Source organism: Nostoc foliaceum FACHB-393 (genome assembly GCF_014698505.1).
In the GTDB taxonomy this organism is placed as follows: Bacteria; Cyanobacteriota; Cyanobacteriia; order Cyanobacteriales; family Nostocaceae; genus Nostoc; species Nostoc foliaceum_A.
The window spans coordinates 80,906-102,902 of the sequence record NZ_JACJTD010000005.1; the positions used below are offsets into that span (position 1 = coordinate 80,906).

At 42.3% G+C, this 21,997-nt stretch carries 15 protein-coding genes, 1 tRNA gene, 1 pseudogene and 1 riboswitch; of the genes and pseudogenes, 6 read left to right on the forward strand and 11 right to left on the reverse strand.

Annotation, left to right across the window (positions count from 1 at the left end; translation table 11 throughout):
- Positions 1–5: 5 nt before the first annotated feature.
- The 3 genes from H6G92_RS06840 to H6G92_RS06850 form a co-directional block, all read right to left on the reverse strand.
- Positions 6–1,118, reverse strand: a complete 1,113-nt coding sequence (locus H6G92_RS06840; RefSeq protein WP_190892130.1) for a DNA-methyltransferase — start codon at positions 1,116–1,118, stop codon at positions 6–8.
- Between the two features lie 141 nt (positions 1,119–1,259).
- Positions 1,260–1,649 (reverse strand): hypothetical protein, encoded by a 390-nt coding sequence (locus H6G92_RS06845; RefSeq protein ID WP_190892131.1) that lies wholly within the window; start codon positions 1,647–1,649, stop codon positions 1,260–1,262.
- A 40-nt stretch (positions 1,650–1,689) separates the two neighbouring features.
- On the reverse strand, positions 1,690–3,189 hold the full coding sequence (locus H6G92_RS06850; RefSeq protein ID WP_190892132.1) for an acyl--CoA ligase: 1,500 nt from the start codon (positions 3,187–3,189) through the stop codon (positions 1,690–1,692).
- A 219-nt stretch (positions 3,190–3,408) separates the two neighbouring features.
- On the opposite strand from H6G92_RS06850, the gene H6G92_RS06855 reads away from it, so the two are divergent.
- From H6G92_RS06855 to H6G92_RS06865, 3 genes are all read left to right on the forward strand, one after another.
- Entirely contained in the window at positions 3,409–4,476 is a 1,068-nt protein-coding gene (locus tag H6G92_RS06855; protein WP_190892134.1) for a glycosyltransferase family 4 protein, read from the forward strand.
- Positions 4,477–4,559: 83 nt separating this feature from the next.
- On the forward strand, positions 4,560–5,330 hold the full coding sequence (locus tag H6G92_RS06860; RefSeq protein ID WP_190892137.1) for a WecB/TagA/CpsF family glycosyltransferase: 771 nt from the start codon (positions 4,560–4,562) through the stop codon (positions 5,328–5,330).
- Positions 5,331–6,142: 812 nt separating this feature from the next.
- Entirely contained in the window at positions 6,143–7,285 is a 1,143-nt protein-coding gene (locus H6G92_RS06865; RefSeq protein WP_190892139.1) for a BMP family ABC transporter substrate-binding protein, read from the forward strand.
- 40 nt (positions 7,286–7,325) lie between these two features.
- Here H6G92_RS06865 and H6G92_RS06870 read toward each other — a convergent pair whose 3' ends face one another.
- The 4 genes and pseudogenes from H6G92_RS06870 to H6G92_RS06885 all read right to left on the reverse strand — a co-directional run.
- Entirely contained in the window at positions 7,326–8,069 is a 744-nt protein-coding gene (locus H6G92_RS06870) for a cobalt-precorrin-6A reductase (RefSeq protein ID WP_190892301.1), read from the reverse strand.
- Entirely contained in the window at positions 8,069–8,488 is a 420-nt protein-coding gene (locus H6G92_RS06875) for a DUF1636 family protein (protein ID WP_190892141.1), read from the reverse strand. Before H6G92_RS06875 ends, H6G92_RS06870 begins: the two co-directional genes overlap by 1 nt.
- Before the next feature lie 22 nt (positions 8,489–8,510).
- Positions 8,511–8,692, reverse strand: a riboswitch (cobalamin riboswitch).
- A gap of 80 nt (positions 8,693–8,772) precedes the next feature.
- Entirely contained in the window at positions 8,773–8,988 is a 216-nt protein-coding gene (locus H6G92_RS06880; RefSeq protein WP_190892315.1) for a hypothetical protein, read from the reverse strand.
- Between the two features lie 45 nt (positions 8,989–9,033).
- Positions 9,034–9,468, reverse strand: a pseudogene (locus tag H6G92_RS06885) (RNA-guided endonuclease TnpB family protein); the annotation flags it as partial.
- A 219-nt stretch (positions 9,469–9,687) separates the two neighbouring features.
- On the opposite strand from H6G92_RS06885, the gene H6G92_RS06890 reads away from it, so the two are divergent.
- Positions 9,688–9,761 (forward strand) — tRNA-Val (locus H6G92_RS06890).
- 120 nt (positions 9,762–9,881) lie between these two features.
- Here H6G92_RS06890 and H6G92_RS06895 read toward each other — a convergent pair.
- The 3 genes from H6G92_RS06895 to H6G92_RS06905 all read right to left on the reverse strand — a co-directional run bounded on the left by H6G92_RS06895 (position 9,882) and on the right by H6G92_RS06905 (position 15,938).
- Entirely contained in the window at positions 9,882–10,832 is a 951-nt protein-coding gene (locus tag H6G92_RS06895; RefSeq protein ID WP_190892143.1) for a D-2-hydroxyacid dehydrogenase, read from the reverse strand.
- 84 nt (positions 10,833–10,916) lie between these two features.
- A complete protein-coding gene (locus tag H6G92_RS39240) occupies positions 10,917–15,692 on the reverse strand; it encodes a PAS domain S-box protein (protein ID WP_190892146.1) in 4,776 nt (1,591 codons plus the stop codon).
- Between the two features lie 12 nt (positions 15,693–15,704).
- Positions 15,705–15,938, reverse strand: a complete 234-nt coding sequence (locus H6G92_RS06905) for a helix-turn-helix domain-containing protein (RefSeq protein ID WP_190892148.1) — start codon at positions 15,936–15,938, stop codon at positions 15,705–15,707.
- A 175-nt stretch (positions 15,939–16,113) separates the two neighbouring features.
- On the opposite strand from H6G92_RS06905, the gene H6G92_RS06910 reads away from it, so the two are divergent.
- Both H6G92_RS06910 and H6G92_RS06915 read left to right on the forward strand, forming a co-directional pair.
- Positions 16,114–16,398, forward strand: coding sequence for a hypothetical protein (locus tag H6G92_RS06910; protein WP_190892151.1), 285 nt, complete (start codon positions 16,114–16,116; stop codon positions 16,396–16,398).
- 197 nt (positions 16,399–16,595) lie between these two features.
- Positions 16,596–18,794 (forward strand): CHASE2 domain-containing protein, encoded by a 2,199-nt coding sequence (locus H6G92_RS06915; RefSeq protein ID WP_190892154.1) that lies wholly within the window; start codon positions 16,596–16,598, stop codon positions 18,792–18,794.
- Between the two features lie 179 nt (positions 18,795–18,973).
- On the opposite strand, the gene H6G92_RS06920 is transcribed toward H6G92_RS06915, so the two are convergent.
- Positions 18,974–21,703, reverse strand: coding sequence for a zinc-dependent metalloprotease (locus H6G92_RS06920; RefSeq protein WP_190892157.1), 2,730 nt, complete (start codon positions 21,701–21,703; stop codon positions 18,974–18,976).
- Positions 21,704–21,997: the final 294 nt, after the last annotated feature.

Sequence of the window (21,997 nt, forward strand, 5' to 3'; positions counted from 1 at the left end):
TTAATCTATTCACTCCATAATCTCAATTCAATTTGTTCTATTTCTTCTACTTGTTTTACTATTTTATTTTGCAAAGAGGTCTTTTTCCCATTACCATTAAGCTTTGCATCTACTGGAATTTCTTCACCTCTTATATTAGCTGCAAAAGCAGATTCTTCATAGATTAATCTTTCTTCCATTTCTTGCAAGTGATACTCTTCTGGATAAATTTTGGCTTTGCTGCGTTCTGAAGCTTTGTTTCCTACCTGCACATCAAACTTAAATTTATCAATAGATTGACCAGTTTTTTCAACATAATCGCGCAAGGTTTTTAAATTTGGAAAACAACCATTTTTATCTGGATTGCCACTGAGACGACGTAACGCAACTTGATGATATTTTGGTTCAATTTCTGAGCCAATAAAATGGCGTTCATGATCTCTCGCAACCACTGCCGCAGTACCAGAACCCATAAATGGATCTAAAACAATATCATTTTTGTTAGTTGTAGCTAGTATAATTCGAGCTACCAAGTCTTCTGGAAATTGGCAAGGATGTATAGTCTGTTCTTCATGGTTGTGTTTAACATTCCGAAATAGCCAAATATCACCAGGATTTTTCCCTTCTGGATTGCATGAAAGTTCCCCTTTATGATTTCCCCGATAATGTTTCTTATTTTGATACTTTTGGGGAACTCTAATAGCATCTAGATTAAATTTATAGTTATCTGATTTAGTAAACCAAAGAATAGTTTCATGTCTACAAGAAAACTTTTTCTGGGCATGAAGACCATGTTGCCTAGCCCAGATAATTCGGTTGCGAGGAATTAATCTGCATGACTCTAAAATCGGAAAAAAGCGAATATCCAGAGGAATCAGAATTCCTCGGTCAGAAAAAGCACCAACTTGCCAAAATAGCGAACCTGTATTTTTGAGAATCCGGCTACATTCAAGTAGAACGGCTGTTTGTTCTGCCAAATAAATCTCAAGAGCCTGCCTTGATTCGTATTCTTTGCCTAGATTATAAGGTGGAGAGGATACAACTAAGTCAACACATTCATCTGGCAGATTACTCAGCATTTGTAAGCTATCCTCTAAGAGAATCTGGTCTAAGGGTAGATTCTCTCGATTACTCTTCATTACGATACCTACCTTGCAAGTAATACTAGACTTTCGTCATAATAACCTATTTTAGGTTATTAGCCAATTCATAGTCTAATACTTTGAAGCGATGGAGAGGCGATATCTCACGACAAGCCGTCGTAGACATCGCTTCTGGTTTCAATTAGCTTTACGCTCTTTAAGGACTTGATCTAACAAGTTTCTAGCCGATTGTGCTTTAGTCAACGCTATTTGATGGTCATTATAAGCCCGAACAAGGCGAGAAAGACTGCTCACACCTGCTTTAAGTTGCTCAAGCTCTTCACCCGCAACCAGTTCTCCATCAAGCATCCGCCCGATTAACGGTTTGATATCGCCCACTTCCTGCCGGACTTTTTGGAGTTTTTCTAAGCTACTCAGCAAGGTTTTGAGTGAGTTCAAGATGTCGTCAATATCCTGGACATCCTCTACAGCTTCCGGTAAATCTTCAATTGTCACTGTATCTTCATCTGATATTGTAGGCAATTCCTGTGCAGACATTTCAGTTTTAACCCCGTTTGACCGTGCCATCAAAGCTTCCTCAAGGAATTTTCCTTAGTGTATCGCTGATTCAGCCTATGTTAAGCAATTTCGCCATAGCCAACCGTTGTAGTTTGCCGGTAGCACCACGAGGTAGTTGCTCCAAAATATGAATTTGCTTCGGAACTTTGAAGTCTGCCAACATAGTTGAACAGTGAGCTAAAAGTTCTTTTTCGTTAGCTTCTCCCTTAAGGACAACAGCAGCATGGATATCTTCTCCTAAAGATTTGTGGGGAACGGCAAAAGCCAAGGCTTCGGCGACGGCGGGATGGCGCAGCAAAACATCATCCACTTCCAGGGGAGAAATTTTTTCCCCACCCCGGTTAATCAATTCTTTAATGCGTCCAGTCAAGCGGAGGTAACCGTCTGCGTCCAGTGTGCCCTGATCCCCTGTGCGAAACCAACCGTTTACAAAAGCTGTGGCATTAGCTTCCGGGTTGTTTTCGTAGCCATCGATGACATTGGGTGCTTTTACCACCACCTCGCCCAGGCTTCCCTGAGATAATAAGTTGCCTTCGGAGTCCATGATGCCGACTTCCACACCGAAGCCATAACCGACAGTACCCGGTTTCCGCATTTTTGGCGGTAGGGGGTTGGTGGTCATTAAGTGAGAAGCTTCAGTCATGCTGTAAGATTCCACCACGGGAGCATTGAGAGTTGCCTCTAGTTGTTCAATAATAATCGGGGGTAAAGAAGCGCTACTAGAGCGAATGAAACGAAAGCGGTTAGCTTTGACAATTTCTGTGTTGCGGCTAGCGCGGGCCAAAATTGTCTGGTGCATAGTTGGCGCTGCGGAGTACCAAGTAGGTTTGTAGGTATCTACCAGTTTCCAAAACTCCAGGGCATTAAAACCATTGGGACAAATTAGTGTACCGCCCGATGCCAAAGTTGCCAGCAAACAGCCTACCAATCCGTGAATGTGGAATAGGGGCATTAAGCAAAGTGTAGTATCAGCTGCTGTGAGTGAGTAAGCACCAATGATGTTGTTGGCTGAGGCGATTAAGTTGCGATGACGAATCGGCACACGCTTGGGACGACTGGTGGTACCGCTAGTGTGGAGAATCATCGCCATATCATCGGCGTTGGGGGCTGTGGGATTCGAGGCCTCTGCTGGTTCTGAACCTGTTTTGACTAATTCAAAGCTCAATCTGCCGTCTGTGTTTACCTTGGTATTAATCAGCATCATTTCGGATGTGAGGGCAGCAATGGCTACTTCTGGCCCCTCAGACAAGGTAATCAGTGCTTTTGCTTGGGTATCTTCGTAGTAGAAGGCAAATTCTTCTTGTTTGTATTTGGGATTTAAGGGTGCAGCAGTACCACACAGGGCGGCAGCCAAAAAGGTGATAGCCATTGGTGAACCGTTAGTCATGGCAATGGCAAGGCGTTCTCCCCGTTTCAATCCAAAACTATTGAGTTGGGATACTAGTGCAACAACATTCTCGCGCAATTGCTTGTAGGTTAGCGATCGCCCCCCAGGCGTAACTAGGGCTGGATGATTGTCTTCCCCTGCTAAAAGCTCAAATAAATTCATGAGTTTTTCCGGTCTGTCAACAGATGATTCAATCAGTTCTAAGAATAAAGCACACGCCAGGGGTAAATCACGTTTAGTCTGGTTTTCTCGACATGGTAATATTTATTACATTAAAACTATTGATTAATATCATTGACAAACAAATGACTTAATTATAGTTTAAATAGGGTGTACAAAATATGAATATTTAATAACTTTATTAAGCATAAACAAGCTCTTATGAGTCCTATAAAAATTACTATGTTAGGCGAAGGCTTGGAGCGGCAAGGTGGAATAGTTTCTGTGCAAAAGCTCATCCTTGAAGAAGCTACTTCTGATATTCAATTTAGACATATTACTACTTTACCGAATGGCTCTGCTGCCCAGAAATTGTTAGTGTTTGTGCAGGCAATAGGAAAGTTATTTTGGAACTTATTAAATAAAAAATCCGACATTATTCATATTCATGTTTCAGATAGAGGTAGCGCTTTTCGTCACTCAATCACTACTGTTATTAGTTGGTTATTTCAGAAACCACTAATTATTCATACTCATAGTGCTGACTTTCATGTGTTTTACTCTGAGCTTCCTCAATTTCTTAAACAATGGCTCAGTTGGTCTTTTTGTAAATGTACTCGTTTTATTGTTTTATCAGATAGTTGGAAAAAATTTTATATCGAAAATCTTGGTTTAAAACCAGAGCAAGTTATCGTTCTTCCTAACGCAGTAAGAATTCCTACACAAATCCCACAGCGTATAGATTCAAGCCAGATAGTTTTCTTATTTTTAGGGCGAATTGGTGAGCGCAAAGGCGCATTTGATTTAATTAAAGCATTTGCTTCTATACCTGCTGAAGATAAAAGCAAAGTAAAGTTGGTTATAGCGGGTGATGGAGATGGAGAAAAAGCTCGTAATTTGATTCAAACTCTAAATCTCACTGAATATATTACTATCCTTGACTGGGTAGACCAAGAAAAACGCGACGATCTTTTAGCTAAAGCTGATGTATTCGTGCTACCTTCTTATAATGAAGGTTTGCCGATGGCACTACTAGAAGCAATGAGTTGGGGTTTAGCTGTTATAACCACTACAGTAGGAGGAATACCCGAAATAGTTACTCAGAGCGAGAATGGTTTATTAGTTAATCCGGGGGAAATTCAAGAGTTGTCAGACGCAATGCAATCTTTAATTGCAGACAAAAATTTGAGAATATCTCTAGGAAATAATGCACGGATAAGAGTTAAACACTTGGATATAAACAATTATCTTGCATCTTTAAAATACATTTATACATCAGTTGTAGGTTGAAATCAATATTGTTAAGATAATTGATTAACAACAAGCTTGTCTAAAAGTAAACAAAAGTGATTTTTAATCAGAGTGCATAGCATATGAAAACTTTCCCGGAAGTAAAGTTGTTTAATACAAGATTTCATAAAGTCAAAGTACAAGAATTAATCGATTATTTAGTAGAAGCAGTAAAAACTCCTAAAAAGACAATTGTAGAATATGCGAATATCAGATCGATGAATTTGGCATATGAAAAGTCTTGGTATCGGGATTTTTTAAATAATGCTGATTTAGTATTTTGCGACGGATTTGGTGTATTGCTAGCAGCTAAATTAAGCGGTTATTCGGTGCAATCTGCACATCGGATGACAGCACCAGATTACCTAGAAGATTTAGCATTAAAATGTGAAAAAGAAAATATTTCTTTATTTTTGCTAGCTGGAAAACCCGGTGTAGTGGATAAAGCAATTACTAAGTTAGTATCAATTGCACCAAATCTCCGAATACAGGGACATCATGGTTACTTTGATAAATCAGGAAAAGAGAATGATTTAATAATAGAAAAAATTAATCATTTCCGTCCAGATATTTTATATATTGGTTTTGGTATGCCGTTACAAGAACGGTGGATTTTAGATAATTTCAATAAAATTGAAACTCGTGTATTTTTACCTTTAGGCGCTTGTTTAGATTTCTATACTAACTCTGTATATCGCGGCCCCCGTTGGCTTACTGATAATGGCTTCGAGTGGTTAACACGCTTAATTGCTGAACCTACTCGTCTATGGGATCGTTATATTATAGGCAATCCATTGTTTTTTTATCGTGTTCTTAAACAACAAATCACTCAAAGATTAATAGCAAATCGCTGAGAAAACTTGCTTCAAATTTTGTATTAGTATGATTGTGACTGCTAAAAAGTCATGGAATCATCAAGATACCAAAGCAGCTTTAGTTATCAGGAAAGGCAGAGGGCAGAAGGGAATTCTGATTTCTGCCCTCTCGCTTACGACCGGAGGGAGTAAGGGTTTAAGACCCCTACCAAATTGAAAATTTGGGGCTGCTTGTTCAGGAGAGGTCTGAATCCTCTTCTGAACAAAACCTTCTGCCTTCTTCAATTCTACAACCCAGTTGGTAAAAGCTTCATCTTTACAGAGGAGCAGGCAATTATCCTTGTGAATATCGAGGATTTTTCGCTTTTCGAGACGAAGATGCCAAGTTATTGGGCGAGAATTTTTCAGGCACTTTCCTGTTGTTCTCTTCTTTTCTTTCTAAGTATTTGCTTTTGCTTGTCAGCCAATTAAAGTTCATCGATGTGCGTTATCAAAAAGCTGGCTTGAAATATAACGAAGTCGACGTAAATAATTAAAAGTTTGTAGTGTACCTCTTTGGGGATATTGCTACGCGTACCGTCTCGCAGAGAGGGCTAGGGCCGCTCAATGCGAAATAATTTTATTATTTTATACATAGTTAATATAGTTTGAGTTATTATCATCGGCTTACTTACGTTTTATAAAAGTATGTTGTAATTATGTATAGTGTTAATCATCATTTGCCTTCTTGATTAAGTAAGTTGACGGCAGAAATAAAAAGTTAAAATTAAGTAAATAGCTAATCTAAACTGTATCTGCCATTACCAGCAATCACAAAAATATTTTTGACCAGGTAAATCAATTAATAAAATATGGATCGTCGGAATTTTCTAAAGTATGTCACTTTAGCAGGATCTAGCTTTACCTTAACTAGTTGTGTTCAAGGCAAAAATTCCAAATTGCAGGGTGAGGTGTCTCCCTTTGCGTCGCCTGTAGCTGTAAATGAACCTCTCAAAGTGGGATTTGTTTATGTGGGGCTTGTGAGTGATTTTGGCTGGACTTATGCCCATGATTTAGGTCGCAGAGACATGGAAGCCAATCTTCAAGATAAGGTAAAAACTACCTTTGTCGAAAATGTCAACGAAGGCGCTGACGCTGAAAGGGTGATTCGCCAACTAGCATTAGATGGTAACAAGTTGATTTTTACAACTTCCTTCGGGTACATGAACCCAACAATTAAAGTTGCCAAAGACTTTGGTGATGTTGTCTTTGAACACTGTACAGGATACAAACGTGCTGCTAATGTCGGTACTTATCTGGGACGTTTTGAAGAACCGCGTTACTTAACCGGCATGATTGCTGGCAAGATGACAAAATCGAATGTAATTGGTTTTATTGGCGCATATCCAATTCCAGAAGTAATTCGGGGAATCGGTGCATTCACTCAAGGAGTAAGGCTAACAAATCCCCAAGCAAAAGTTAAGGTACTTTGGGTACAAAGTTGGCACAATCCAGCTAAAGAAAGAGAAGCGGCTCAAGCTTTGGTCGATTTAGGTGCAGATGTACTAACGCAGCATACTGGCTCTGGTGCAGTTGTCCAATTGGCTGAGGAAAAAGGGATTTATGCTTTTGGCTACAACACTGATATGAGTAAGTTTGGTCAAAATGCCCACCTGACATCAGCTATTAACAAATGGGGCAAATTCTATATTGATAAAGCCTTGGCTGTAATGAGTAATAATTGGAAGTCTCAAGAGGTTTGGGATGGCATTGGTCAAGGAATGGTGGATATTTCCCCCATGAATCAGGCGATTCCTGCGGATGTGCAACAACTGGTGAATGCAAAGCGCGATGAGTTTATTCAGGGTACTGCACATCCTTTTGATGGCCCGGTGCAAGACCAAAAAGGGGTAGTGCGAGTGCCAAAGGGTAAGGTATTGGATGATAGGGGACAACTGGCGATGGATTGGTATGTTGAAGGAATTGAAGGCTCAATTCCCAAGGATAAATCCTAGCGCTGCTAAAAGTCTGATTGGCGGCTTTTACTTTCTTTCACTAGTTGTCCAACTTGTCAAATAGCCATGCTAAAGCACCATCAACATCAGTAACCTTTTCTCCTGGCGGTATGGCTGGACGATTTACCATAACAACCTTCACACCCAGTTCTCGCGCTGCAATAATCTTAGGCTTTGTTGCATCGCCACCACTATTTTTACTTACTATGGTATCAATCTTGTTATGAATCAGGATTTGTCTTTCATTATTGAGGGTAAAGGGCCCGCGATCGCACAATATCATTCCCGGTGGTACTAAAGCATCATCGGTAGGAGGGTCAATCATCCGCATCAAAAACCATATTTTCTCTAGATGAGCAAAGGCGGCGAGTTCTTGCCTCCCAACTGTCAAAAATACATGCTGTGCCTGGTTTGCTACAGATGCTGCTGCGGCTTCAATGCTGTCAACTTCAATCCAGCGATCGCCACTTCCTTTTTCCCAAGGCGGGCGAATTAACATCAGATGGGGTACTCCGACTTCCGTTGCAGCATCTGCCGCATTGAAGGAAATCTGAGTAGCAAAAGGATGGGTTGCATCAATTAATAAGTCGATTTGCATTGCTCTGAGATAGCTAACCAATCCAGCCACACCACCGAAGCCTCCAACCCGTAAATCGCCCAACGGAACTGATGGTTCACGGGTGCGACCAGCTAGAGACGTGATTGCTTCTAACCCTTGGATAGTCGCCACTTTGGCAGCTAGTTCTGCGGCATCTCCCGTACCACCCAGAATTAAAACTCGCATCATTGAGATAAAGGTGGAATTTTTGCTAATATGCCCTTTTTCAGGGCTTCTGGACGCTCTGACCAAGGGAGTAAACCATTTGCTTTGGCATAGTATTGAGTAGCACATTCTAGTATCGCAGATGCACTGCCATCAACGGCTAAATCACCAAATAGATATGTTAATTTGCCCTTGGCAGCAAAGGCAACTACACAGGAACGATTACAAGCACTCATGCATTCAACCTCTTGAATTGGGAATTGATCTCGCAAGTCCCAATCTTGTGCCAAGTGCTGAAGTTGCTGTAGTAGTTGTTCGCCACCACTTTCACCTAAACGTTTTCCATCTTGCCAAACGCTAGCACAGGTTTTGCAAACAAATAAAGTGTGGTCAGGAACACCAAAGCGATTAGTTGGGGAAATATTTGCAGTAGCAGTCATCTGTACCTCGCAGAAATGGGGAACTGATCAATCTACTTCGGCGGGCATCCTGACTCACTCAATTTGGAATTTGGGATTACTTAGTTTGCTAATCTCAAATCTCAAATTAGTTCACAGTTGCGGGACAGCGCCGGATTTGCACCGAACTTTCCCCGTTACCTCTGGTAGCTGACCCCTACCAGAACCGAATAACCTCAATGATCATACACCAGGGTCGAATGGTACTTCTCTTATTGACACTCCCCGCGATAAATCGACGGGGATTCTTTAATCAAAGATGTTACTTACTCAGACAGGATTGCTCCAACCAGAATAGAGGCATCATCTCCGAAAGCGTTGCTTGCGTCTAGCGCAAAGGTTCCAGTATGCCCTACTGCACGTTTTACCAATCTCACCCGTTTTATCTGGTTAATTTGGTAGGCACAAGCCTTGAATAAATCAGCCCAGCCGTCGCTTTCGCCTTGAGGGCTTTCATCGCCTAAATCTCTCGGTTTTGCCAAAAATATTATTGATACGGCTGGGCTGATTTATTTATTGGATCTCCCGTAGAAGTGCAAATCACGAGTACCTTTGAGTTTTAAGCGACCAATACCTTTTTTGTCAGTAAAGGTTATAGACTTACGATTATCCGCAAGCTTCCATCCTGATGTTTTGTATTCAACAGAACGACAGTCTTTCTGGAATTGAGGATACCCTTTTAAACCCGAAATACCCTTCTTGCAGTGATCATAAAACCGAGAAATAGAAGACCATGCTCGTTCAGCAGAAGCTTGACGAGCCATTGAATTAAGTTCATTGGCAAAAGGGAAATTAGCCGCAAGTACAGCGCAATATTTCTGCAAGTCGTTTTTACCTATACCTTTAACATCCATCCATAGACGAATACAGCTATTACGAATAAACTTTGCAGTCCGAATTGCATCATCTATTGCGACTAGTTGCGCTGAATTCCCATAAGCTTTGAACTCAAAAACAAGCATCTTTTTACCTCCCCTCTTATACTACGATATCTGGTATAAGATATCTGAGGAGTTCAAAAACTTGTGTCTTTATTGATACCCGAATAAATTCAGCCATTCGCTTATATCCCCTCGCCTAAAGGCGAGGGGCTTTACGCTTCACGACTCGTAAGATGGATTTACACCTTTATCTTGCTTTATCAAGAAAATATGTGTTATTATTAATAATCGTGTGGTTAAGGACGTATAGCTCAGTTGGTTAGAGCGCTACGTTGACATCGTAGAGGTCACTGGTTCGAATCCAGTTACGTCCATTGTTGGTGTACATTCACAAATTGAATGTCGTGTGACTTTACCCATAACTTTGCCGCAACGGCAAGCTTATGGGTAAAGTGACAATAATGGCAATCTGAATGCTGGGTCTTTTGAATTGCTCAGTATCCTGCTTGCTTGTCTACGACATTCCGCAAAGGCTGACCGGTTTGGTAGCGTTTGAGATTGTCGAGAAACAGTTGTGCTATGCGCTTTTTCAGCGGTGGTGAAAGGGCTGAACAATGGGGTGTGATAAAGGCGTTCGGTAGTGACCACAAGGGGCTTTCTGGTGGCAGAGGTTCTGTAGCCACTGTATCTAATCCAGCACCCGCAATCCATCCTTCACGTAGTGCGGTGAGTAATGCAACTTCATCAACGATCGCACCACGAGCAATATTGATTAGATAAGCAGACTGACGCATAGAGCGCAATGCAGCTTCATCGATCAAGCCTTTAGTTTCTGGAGTTAACGGTGTAGCAATAACTACATAGTCGGCTGCTGTTAGGAGCGATCGCCACTCATCAGCACCCACAATTTTGTCAAAATTCGGCAAGGGTTCGGGATGGCGGCGACTACCCCAAACTCTAACTCCAAAGGCTTTGGCACGAGATGCGATCGCTTGGCCAATATTCCCAGTACCGAGAATTAATAAAGTCGCGTCTGCCAACTCTTCGAGAAACACTCCTCTTACCCAAGTATGTTCATTCTGCAAAGTTTGCAACTTTCGCAGATTCTTGGCGTGATAAAGCATGAATGCCAATACAAATTCTGAAATTGGAATTGCGTGAACCCCTGCGGCATTGGTGAGGATAATATCCTTTTGTAAAAAAGTTGGTATGAGGATGTGATTCACACCAGCACTTGGTGACTGTTGCCAACGCAGCCTGGGTGCTGCTGTCAGCACTTTGTCAAGGGTAGAGGTTTTCAGATAAAATCCATTGACATAAACTTCTGCATCACTGGCATCACCATCGAGATTACCTTCACTATCCACCTCTACAACATCTATATAAGATGGTAGGTGTGGCTGAATATCAGCAATGAGCTGATCGGGTAAAATTAGTTTCACCATTTACTATTCTTCGATTTCATTTTGAATTTTCAAAGGGACTCGATATTACAAAAGATAAAATAAAGTATGAAGGTAGAGGCAGGTTTATTCAGCTATTAAGTTGGCGATCGCATCTACTAATTCGGCTGGATCTACTGGTTTGGCAAGATGCTTTTGAAATCCGGCTGCAAGTACTTGCTTGGCGTTCATTTCTCCAGCGTAGGCGGTAAGTGCGATCGCTCGAATTTGCCCTCCCTGCTCTGGTGACAGCATTCTCAACTGTCGCATGAACATACAGCCATCCACTTCTGGCATCCCAATGTCGCTTAAAAGTATATCTGGCAAGGATTGGCTTAAAGCGGCTAGTGCTTTTTCTGCTGATGCTACTGCTATCACATTTGCCCCATACTGCTCTAGCAAGAAGGCAATGAATTCTCGCGTATCTGCATCATCATCCACTACTAAAATATTGACACCATTTAAATTTGAGGATGTCTCTGAGTTACTAGTGTTTTGTTTTATCTCTAATTGATTTTGGATCAGTGGGAGTCTCACAGTAAAAGTTGCCCCCTGATCTTCGCCCCCACTTTCTACCTGGACTGTGCCGCCATGCAGTTCGACTAAGTGACGGACGATCGCTAACCCTAATCCCAATCCACCAAACTTTCTGGTGGTGCTGCTGTTCTCTTGACGGAAGTATTCAAACACGTAAGGCAGAAAATTGGGGTCGATGCCTTTGCCAGTGTCGATGACTTGAATTAGTGCTGAGTTGGAATTGGAATTAACACATGATGATAGTCGGATTTCAACCCGTCCCCCCGCAGGTGTAAACTTAACTGCATTTGAGAGCAGGTTCCAGACGACTTGCTGCAATCGGCTAGAGTCACCCAAAACTTGCCCCAAATTTGGTTCCAGGCTGATGTGCATCTCAATTGACTTAGCTTCTGCCGACAACCGGACTGTTTCCATTGCTGCCGAAATCACAGATGTCAAATCAACTGGGTAGATATTCAGGCTAAGTTTACCTTGTAAAATCCGGGAGATATCCAGCAAGTCTTCAATTAGTTGAGCTTGTAATGTAGCATTTCGCTCAATAGTCTTCAGGGCTTGAGGGATTGTCTTTTCATCAAGTTTTTTGGTTTGGAGTAGCTTAGACCATCCTAAAATTGGGTTGAGTGGCGATCGCAATTCATGAGAAAGGACTGCTAGAAACTCGTCTTTAATCCGGTTGGCGTTTTCTGCTGCTTCGCGTGCCGTCTGCTCCGCCTCGTATAAACGGGCACGTTCCATCGCTTGAGCGCACTGCTGTGTTAGTGCCAACATAAAGGCTTGGTCATCCTGATTAAACTCCTGAATCTCGGCAAAAGCTAGAGACATTCCACCTATGGCTCGTCCCTCGATGATCAATGGAATTGAAATCCAAGCGCCGTAGTCAAGCTGGGCGTATTCTTTAGCAAGATGTGAGTAACGAGCAATTCTTGCTGTTGTTGACTCTTGCCAGATGGGCTGCTTGTTTCTCACTGCTTCTGCCAGTGGTACGGATGCATTAATAGAAAATCGACGCCATGAATCTACTGCTTCTTGTTGATAACCAACGGTTCGGATAATTTCCAGATCAGTACCACTTTTAGTCACTAGTGCTACTAAAGCAGAACTAGCTCTCATAGCTGCCATACCTTGCTCTACAATTACTTCAGCAACCTGTGCCGGAGTTAGAGATTCAGAAAGCGCAGCGGTAATGGTTTGCAGACGCGCAGTGCGAGATGCTGCCCGTAAAGTCGCCTGTTGAGATTGCTCTGTTTCTGTATAGAGTCGGGCATTATCAACGGCTACGGCAGCACGACAAGCCAACTCCTCAGCTAACATTAGGCTTTTGGTGTCGTAGCGACGACCTGAAGAAGATACCAAATTCATAGCTCCTAACACCTTTCCTCGAACTATGAGCGGTACACTCATACCAGATGTAGGATTTAGTTCTTGCAAGATTTTTAGGTGAGCGGTGTTCTGGGTTGCCGCTTGCATTTGTTCATCAGAAATAAAATGAATAATTTGTGACTTGCCTGTCCGTATTACCTCAGCAACACCTTCTCTTCGTGTCAAATCAGGCGGATAATTTTGTAACTGTTCTACCAATTCTTGTTTCTCTGGATTGGCGTGGGCTGCTGCAATCCTGCGGACTAATTGATTGTCATAAATAATATCAACTAAGCACCAATCAGCTATTTTAGGCACTGCTAAACGCGTCAAACTGGCTAAGGTTGTCTCGTAGTCCAATGATGCAGCCAAAATTCCACTAGCTTCAGCTAGAAAACGCTGCTCCTCCTCCACCTGCTTGCGCTCAGTAATATCGCGCGAGGATGCCTGCATCTCTACAATTTCTTTAGTTTGGCGATCGCGAATAGCTCGAATAGTTGCTTCCAACCAGATATAATTTCCGTCTTTATGACGAGCACGGTGAGTAATGGTATAAATATCTGGTAAATCGGCATTGACTGGGTAATTACTAGCAATCTCTGCCAAATCGTCTGGGTGAACTAACTCCTGGCTGTGATGACCTACTAGTTCCTCTGGTTGATACCCCAATACTGTGTAGCAAGCTGGTGAAACGTACAGAAGAGTTCCATCTACTGTATGACGTGAAATAATATCAGTTGAATTCTCTGCCAGCAGCCGAAAACACGCCTCACTCTCGCGCAGTTTTGCCTCTGCCTGCTTGCGGACATTAATGTTACGGAAATAAAGCGATAACCCTGTGGCTGAAGGATAGGCGCGAACCGTAAACCATGCATCAAAGGGTGGGTAATAATCTTCAAGCTCAAGCGGTATTCCTAGATCAACTGCCCTTTGATAAAGCTGACCAAAGCTAGTACCAGCCAGTTCTGGGAACTCTGACCACAAATTTTTTCCGAGCAGATCCTCGCAGGAACGCCCCAGAGTTCTACTTCCCTCATGATTGAGGTAAGTAAAGCGCCATTCACTATCAAAGGCAAGAAAGCCGTCAGTGATACTTTCTAAAATCTTGGTAACTTGCTCTTTGGCAGTTTCAGCCTCAACACGAGCCGCTTGCTCTCGCTCAAACAGCTGTTCACGCTCGACTTCTGCTTGCTTGCGCTCCGTGATTTCTTGGCAGATTGCACCCACCCAGGTAATATCACTTGGTAGTTTAATCGGATAGTAATTTACCGACCAGTGCCGCTGCTTTCCAGGCGCGGCGGGTGTCTCTCCGCTGGCCTCTTGGGCAATAGATTCTCCCGTTTCGATCACATGCTGGAAAGCTTCTATCACCGCAGAATCTACCCCAGGTAGCAGTTGGGCGATGGTCTTACCGATATGCACCTCTTGGGGAAAACCATTAATCTCAGCTAAAGCATCATTCAACCGAACGTATCTCAATTTCTCATCCCATAAGCCAATACCTATAGGTGCGTTATTGAAGAGCGTATCAAGCAGAACGTTAGCTTCAACCAAGCGAGTCTGTTCTGTTTTCAGTAGCGCCAGCAATTGTTCACGTTCTGCCTCAGCTTGTTTGCGTAAGCGAAGCTCGTCGTAGACATCGCTGATATCTACGCACATTCCTACCCATTCCTCGATTTCGCCTGTTTCATCGAGTATAGGCACACCGCGTATCTTCATGTAACGGTATTCGCCGTCATGCCGCAGAACACGATATTCGGCAACTGCAACGCTGCGTCCAAAAAAGGCCTGTTGCCAAATAGCAGCTACAGATGTCCGGTCATCTGGGTGCAGTGCGTCAACCCAACCCCATCCTTTGTATTCTTCAGGACTTTGCCCAGTGAACGCCTCCCAAGTTGGAATCTCGTCAACAACGTTGCCCCAAGGCCCCGCGCACCAGACGATGGATGCGCTTGCTTCTGCCAGTGAGCGGTAGCGTGCTTCACTATGACGCAGATTTTCTTCTACTTGCTGCTGTTCACCCAAATATTGCCGCAAATCTGTAACCTCTTGAGCTTTTAGATTATCAAGTGAATTTTCTTCCCCAATCGAGACACCTGAGGTTTCAAAAATCCGACGATATTTTTCCTCACTTTCTTGCAGTAACGACGAACTTCGCTGCTGCTCGATGAACTGACCAATTTGAGTGGCGATCGCACTCATCATCTGGAGTAAATTAGTGTCAGGTTCTGAAATTTCGTCGCTGAAAAATTCGATCACACCTAAGATTTTATTACCCAGCCGAATCGGAAATCCGATGGCGGCGGCAAAAAAATTCTCGTTTTGAGCGGGTTCTGAAATCCAAACAGGTTGACCACTTGCCCAAATTTGACCGGGTAACTCTTCACCCAAAGCAATTGTCTGTTGGTTGAATGGCTCTTTCTCCAAGTCAGATGAATACCAAGTACTCATGCGCTGGAGAACATTAGCTTCATCATCAACACTCCAGATGATCCCAGCTTGCCATCCTAAACTTTCGCACAAGGATTGTAAAATAGCTGGAACTGCATTCACAAGCGTAGTCGCCTCAGAGAGGAGGTTAGCGATCGCATACTGGGCAGTTAAAAGCTGTTGGCTGCGTTTGCGCTCAGTAATATCTGTAATTAAGAATGATACGCCAGTTTCTGAAGGATAGACGCGGTTTTCCAACCAGCGATGCCATTTTGGATAGAAATACTCAAAATTTACTGGAACTTGTTCGGCAACAGCCCGGTACAGTTCAGTGTAGAGTATGCTATTAACTGTGTCAGGAAACTCCCAAATACTCTTGCCTAAGAAGTCTTCTTTATTTATCCCAGCTAGTTCAGCTAGCTTGTCATTAACGTAGGTGTAGCGCCATTCGCGATCCAATATGACAAAAGCATCGCTGATCCTAGCTAAGACTTGTTCAACGTCTTGGGTGATAGTTGCTGTCACTTCAGCAGTCACAGTCTCTGCTCCTCATTTTTGAAAGTATCTGGCTAAAAGCGCTTTACCGGGTTCTCCCATTTGGTATAATAGCTTTTCAATTTCTTTCATAGCCAGTGGCGAAGGTCGTGTCCGTCCGTTTTCCCATCGGTTTATAGTGTGGAACGAAACCCCTAACATCGTTGCCAGTTTTACCTGTGAAAGTTTGAGGCACTGCCGAGTCTCACGAACCAACTGTGCAATCTTTGGCTGTTCGATTGCTGGCATAAGCTAAATATATTTTTATTTTTCTACTAGATATTGGAATATAGCAGATGCTATAACTCTCACTACATCTATCTAGAGTTATAGAGGTTGTAAGTTGGTGATTATGTACTACATCAACTATCATTCAAGCTATTTAAGCTAGTAATAGAGTTGTTTTAATCCAGGGAATGAAAATATGAGGGTTTGGCTTGCCTGCTTTTTTGTGCTATTTGCTTTAGCAGAACTGTTTGACTGGTTGCAAGAATTCAATCTGCCATTACCTATCTATATTTTGGGTGGCGCTTTTTTAGCTGTTGCTTCTAACTACGATAAAATCATTGGCTCTTATTTTGATGATCCGAGTATCGAAGCATCACTAGAACAACCCCAGTTAGATTCACTAACCCCATCTCCTAATCCTATTTCTTTCCCAATTGCCAGTTCTGTTGAAGATGCTCACAAATCTCAAACAGAGAATTAGCCGTATAGCGCGATTGTCTTATTCTGTGGTTGACGCTGGGTCTAAATTTTAAGAGTAAGAGTACGCCAAGGTCTCTAACCAGCAAGTAAATTGCTACATTAATAGGAGCTTCAGGTTAAATAGCTTTTAACCTAGATTCCGAAAATTAACTTCTGCGCCTGCAACATCTACCCAATTCAGGCTACCGCCGCAACGCCGTGATTAGTGGACTATTAGAAAAACTCCGTGTCCCCTTTGTCAAAGTTCAGGATTCCCGTGAAACTTCCAAGAGCAAAAGCTGGTTGCAAATTATTTTGGTTACCAGTGTGGGAGTCACCACCTTTATCTGGGGAGTTCGGGAACTCAAATGGTTGCAGCCTTGGGAGTTAAGAGTTTATGACCAGATGTTGCGATCGCGTCCAGCACAAGCACCCGATCGGCGGATTTTGCTAGTAAAAATCACTGATGAGGATCTCAAACGAGAGAAATGGACTCTATCAGATCGGACAATCAATCAGCTATTAAAGAAAATAGAGTCTTATCAACCGCGAATTGTTGGTTTATATCTTTTCCAACCAGAACACAACAATTTGGCGGCTAATCTGCAAAATCAAGATAACATCATCAGCACCTGCTTGTTCAGCAGCTTGGGTAGAGATGAAATTCCACCGCCGCCGAATGTCCCTATAGATAATGTTGGGTTTAGCGATGTGGTTGCTGACAATGAAAACGACCAAATTCTCCGCCGTAGTTTGTTATTTGCTCACTCTACAGACCAGCAATGTACAACATCATTTGCATTTGGTGCCCTCATTGCAATTAATTATCTGGAAAAACAAGGCATTGAATACCAGTTTACTAAGAAAGGAGATTTTCAGTTAGGTAAAACCCTGTTCTGGCGTTTACAAGCTAATTCCGGTAGCTACCAACATCTAGATGCAGATGGCTATCAAATATTATTAAATTACCGTCACCCCGACAGCCTCGCCGACCAAGTAACCCTCACAGAAGTTCTTAGTGGCCAAGTCAACCCAAATTTAATTAAAGACCGTCTTGTAATTATTGGCACTACTGCGGCTAATTTACCTCCAGGTGGTTTTTATACGCCCTACAGCGCTTTGCCAGATCAACCAGCTAGAATGCCTGCTCTGTTTATTCATGCACAGATAGCCAGTCAACTAATCAGTACAGTGTTGGATGGGCGATCGCTAATTTGGTATTGGCCAGACTGGGTGGAACTTATTTGGGTGTTGGGTTGGTCGCTTTTAGGTAGTGTTTTAGCATGGCGATGGCAAAATCCGTTGCATTTGCTAGCAGTAGTAGGGACAACTCTATTTGGCTTGGTATTAATCTGCGTTGCTTTGTTTTTGCAAGCCGGATGGGTGCCGTTAATCCCTTCTGCGCTTGCTTTGGTGATTAGTAGTATCTGTGTGATTGCTTATACTAGCTACCAAAATCAGCGACAAACTCAGGTGATTATTCTGCAAGTTGAAAAACAACAAGAAGCGATCGCCCAATTAAATGTCCTTTTAGAAGACAAAACAGCAATTCCCGACTCGTCTGTTGATTTTCTTCCCCCAATTGATTCACGAGAAACAAAATCAGGTGATTTGCTTTTGAGTGGACGCTACAAAATATCTCAAACTCTCGGTGCTGGTGGATTTGGTCGCACTTATTTAGCACAGGATACTCAACGACCGGGTAATCCGATTTGTGTAGTGAAAAAGTTAATGCCAGCCCGCCAAGATACACGGTTTTTGCAAGTTGCTCGCAGGTTGTTTAATAGTGAAGCTGAAATTTTACAATCTTTGGGTAGACATCATCAGATTCCCGAACTACTTGCTTATTTTGAAGATGACCAAGAATTTTATTTAATTCAACAATATATTGAGGGACATACCTTAAGTGAAGAATTACCACCTGTGCAAAATGTACAGAACGAATCATTTGTAATTGAGATGCTCAAACAAGTTTTAGAAGTTCTAGAATTTGTTCATCAACATCGAGTGATTCATCGTGATATCAAACCGACTAATATTATTAGATGTGCTCAAGATAATCGGCTGGTCTTGATTGACTTTGGTGCTGTCAAATTGATGCAACCGCCCAGTAGTGAGCAAACAGAATTAGCCACAGTAGCGATCGGGACGCGGGGTTATGCACCTCCAGAACAATTTGCCGGTCATCCCCGCTTGTGCAGTGATATCTATGCTTTAGGAATGATTGCTATTCAAGCCATAACTGGGATATCACCGCAAGAACTCTACCCAGATCCAGAAACGGGTAATGTGATGTGGCGAGAAACGGTGCAAGTGAGTGAAGAGTTAGCAGTAATTTTAGATAAGATGGTTTGCTATCATTTTAGCGATCGCTATCAATCAGCCGCCGCCGTTTTACAAGATTTAAAACGGATGTAGTCCTGGCGATTAGAAATCCCGGAACCATCAAAACCAAGCCCGCCTTAAAGCGATGCCTAGGGCGGTAAACTACGCCACATTAATAAATAATTGATTGAGAACAGCATAAAAAATTCAAGTAGCCAGAATTTGGATTTGTGCGCCGTTCGGATCACCGACCCAGATATAAGCCAAACCTCCTATTTAGAAAGTAACTGGGCATTTAATGCTTTAGTGATGCGATCGCCAGAAGCTTCTAAGTGGGCTAGGGTGTAAATATCAAGGCTTTCACCCAGTTGTTTGAGTCTGACATCAATCGCTTTTTGCAGTTGGCGCAATTCATACCAAGCCAGTGTCCGGCCATCTTCAGGTGTATCAGTAGTACCCAACATCATCTCTAGCAAAATATTCAGATATTCCCGTTGCAATGAACGGCGGATGCTAGAAATTGGCTTTGCTTCTCCTGGAGTTAAAACTTCTGTCCAGATGCCTGTTTGCAGGGTGTCTAACAGTTCCGGGATGGAAAGCGCTTCTCCAGGCTGGGTTTTCAATTCTATATCTTGTAAACGATTCAGGCGATCGCTGTCTAGTAGCGATCGCAGTACCGCACTCTGGAAACTCAGAATGCGATCGTGAATTGGATAATCAAGGCGGTTGTTAGGTACAGAACTACCCCAGTGTTCCCAGCGCGACGGTGCTAGTTGATTGAGCAATTGTGGTGAAAAACTGAAAGCATTCTCAGCAAATACATACTCTTGAAGCTTTGTCAATGCTTGACGTTGTTTTAAAAGTGAAACTGGTACAAATGCCCAAGAAGCATCATCACTAACATGGACACGCCGAAAAGATTGTCCACCAATGTACTTAGAAAGCAAAGTGGCGTTGCGAAAATAATATTTAAGTACTCTATTGAATGAGCCACGCAGGTTACTATAACTTTCTCCTTTCGATAGATAACCCTTATCAAGGTGCTGCCACATAAAACGGGCATTATCCATTTGCCATTGCGAATAAAGTAGCACATCACTACTCATGTCCCAGACATTTGCCAAAGGATTAATGTCCCAGATATCTTCATCAGTTGCATAAGATAATTCTGGTTGAGGCGACACCAGGGCAATCTGCTCTAAAAAACTTTTTTCTGATTCTGGAATGATTCCCTCAAGTGCTACTGATGGGCTTTTTTTATAACCATACTCAATTGCCCATTCGTCGTAGGGGCCAACAACTCCTGGGAAATAATCACCTTGCTGTACTCCCTGTGGAGCTATATTCACGGGTAGATAGTCCATCACCGAACCCACTAAACCTTTAGTGTGAGTGATTTCAGTATTATTTAATTCTTCGGGCGCTAACATGGTGCTGCCGTGAAAATTATGGCGTAAACCGAGAGTGTGCCCGACTTCGTGAGCGATGAGAGAACGCAAGTATTGATGCACATACTCTTTCATCGTTTCACTACTGGGTGTAGTGCTTGGCAAAATTGACAACACCAACGCCCCCATCGCTGCTTGAGATGAAGACTCCATGCTATAGCACAGTTCATTGTCTGCTAAATGTTGTTCAGGAAAAGCTTTAAAACCTTTCGATAACATTGCAGATAAATTAGCTGGACATGAGTTTTTACCCAGTTGGGAAAAGTGTCCATCCATAAGTGCGTGATATTCTTGCTGAATTGAGCGCACCATATTGGCATCCACAATAATATCTGCATCCAATATTTCCCCGGTGAATGGATTAACGCGCACTGGGCCTCTGGCAAAACCTGCATCTAAAGAATTGAACCAGCGAATAGTGTTGTAATGTACATCTGCCGGTTGCCAGTCAGCATCATCTGGCATTTGCTGCACTTCAATAGCATTTTGAAATCCAGCTTTTTCAAATGCTTTGTTCCACATCAAAACACCTTCACGAATCGCATCGCGGTACTCTAGTGGCACAGCATTTTCAATCCAAAACACAATTGGCTTTTTGGGTGGAGATAAAGGAGCCTTAGGATCGGATGGTTCTAGATGCCAACGATTGATGTAACGAACAAATGATTCGTGAGCGTTATTATTAGAAAAATCTTGGAAAGCAGTAATAAAATATCCCACTCTGTCATCTGCAAGTCTGGGAATATAACCAGTGCTTTCTCTAAGCTGAGAAAAACTGTAGTGTACCTTCAGAGTGAGTGCCCTGCTATCGGGTACGGTGATTAAATTTGCTCCTTCTGGTGATGAAAAACCGTAAATAGAATCAATTTCTACATTTTCTGGGAAGCTGTTAACATCTCCCAAATAAGACTTGTGTGCATCCAAGTGGTAATCAGCTTGCAAAGAGTATTTTAATAGGGGAGTTAATCCGGGAAAATCCTGCATTAGCAGTTCATCCAGGTTGATCAGAATATTTTTACTGTGCGGATCAATAGTGTATATTTCGAGCGAATAAAGAACTGAGTCGCTAAATGAACGAGCAAGCGATCGCTGTTCTGGTCTACTTTCTGCACGGAATTTAACATTACGCACAACAAAGTGCAATCTATTCTTTACTCGTTGAAAGTAGAAGAGAAAATCAGAAAGAGGTAATCCACTATAAATTCCCCTTTCCCCAACGCCCGATTCTAATGTCACTATAGCTAGATAGTCTTTATTTAGTTGCTCTGGTTTAATTTCTAAGTAAATTTTGCCCGAATCCTCACTGCAATAAACTGTGAAGAGTCCCTCTAATTTATCTATTCTTTTGGCAACCTCATGCACTCGACAAAAATCTTCTTTTCTACTCTTAGCAAGATTATTGTCAGCACTTGCTAAGTTTTCAACTACCGGGAGTGCATTTAGTTGTTGCACATCAATATTTGAAAGTTGGTTTGCTCCTGCGTAATCACTTGATAGGAGCAAGTTATACAGTAATACTATACAAATTGCTAATTTCCTTATCCAGTATTTCATCCTTTGGCTTTCCACCTAAAGCAGTTCTCGTATTGAGGAAAAATGTGGATTAATTTGTCGTCTGTAAGCCCTTCAAATATCTAGGAATTACGGTATAAATCCACTCAGTTAGACAAAACTTTGCCTCTAGCCTAAAAATTGGCTGACTAATGATTGTTATTAGTAGCTCTTTAGGAATTATGTATATCTTAAGATAGATAATTTATCTAACTATAGATACATGTTTTTTTTATTTGTATCTGTATTAAAAACCAAATGTAGCATTAAAAATGTATTTGGTGCTACATTTGGAAG

What these genes read in the sequence shown, in the direction of transcription:
- H6G92_RS06840 (WP_190892130.1), bottom strand. Translation starts at nt 1,118, where the DNA reads ATGAAGAGTAATCGAGAGAATCTACCCTTAGACCAGATTCTCTTAGAG.
- H6G92_RS06845 (WP_190892131.1), bottom strand. Translation starts at nt 1,649, where the DNA reads ATGGCACGGTCAAACGGGGTTAAAACTGAAATGTCTGCACAGGAATTG.
- H6G92_RS06850 (WP_190892132.1), bottom strand. Translation starts at nt 3,189, where the DNA reads ATGAATTTATTTGAGCTTTTAGCAGGGGAAGACAATCATCCAGCCCTA.
- H6G92_RS06855 (WP_190892134.1), top strand. Translation starts at nt 3,409, where the DNA reads ATGAGTCCTATAAAAATTACTATGTTAGGCGAAGGCTTGGAGCGGCAA.
- H6G92_RS06860 (WP_190892137.1), top strand. Translation starts at nt 4,560, where the DNA reads ATGAAAACTTTCCCGGAAGTAAAGTTGTTTAATACAAGATTTCATAAA.
- H6G92_RS06865 (WP_190892139.1), top strand. Translation starts at nt 6,143, where the DNA reads ATGGATCGTCGGAATTTTCTAAAGTATGTCACTTTAGCAGGATCTAGC.
- H6G92_RS06870 (WP_190892301.1), bottom strand. Translation starts at nt 8,069, where the DNA reads ATGCGAGTTTTAATTCTGGGTGGTACGGGAGATGCCGCAGAACTAGCT.
- H6G92_RS06875 (WP_190892141.1), bottom strand. Translation starts at nt 8,488, where the DNA reads ATGACTGCTACTGCAAATATTTCCCCAACTAATCGCTTTGGTGTTCCT.
- H6G92_RS06895 (WP_190892143.1), bottom strand. Translation starts at nt 10,832, where the DNA reads ATGGTGAAACTAATTTTACCCGATCAGCTCATTGCTGATATTCAGCCA.
- H6G92_RS06905 (WP_190892148.1), bottom strand. Translation starts at nt 15,938, where the DNA reads ATGCCAGCAATCGAACAGCCAAAGATTGCACAGTTGGTTCGTGAGACT.
- H6G92_RS06910 (WP_190892151.1), top strand. Translation starts at nt 16,114, where the DNA reads ATGAGGGTTTGGCTTGCCTGCTTTTTTGTGCTATTTGCTTTAGCAGAA.
- H6G92_RS06920 (WP_190892157.1), bottom strand. Translation starts at nt 21,703, where the DNA reads ATGAAATACTGGATAAGGAAATTAGCAATTTGTATAGTATTACTGTAT.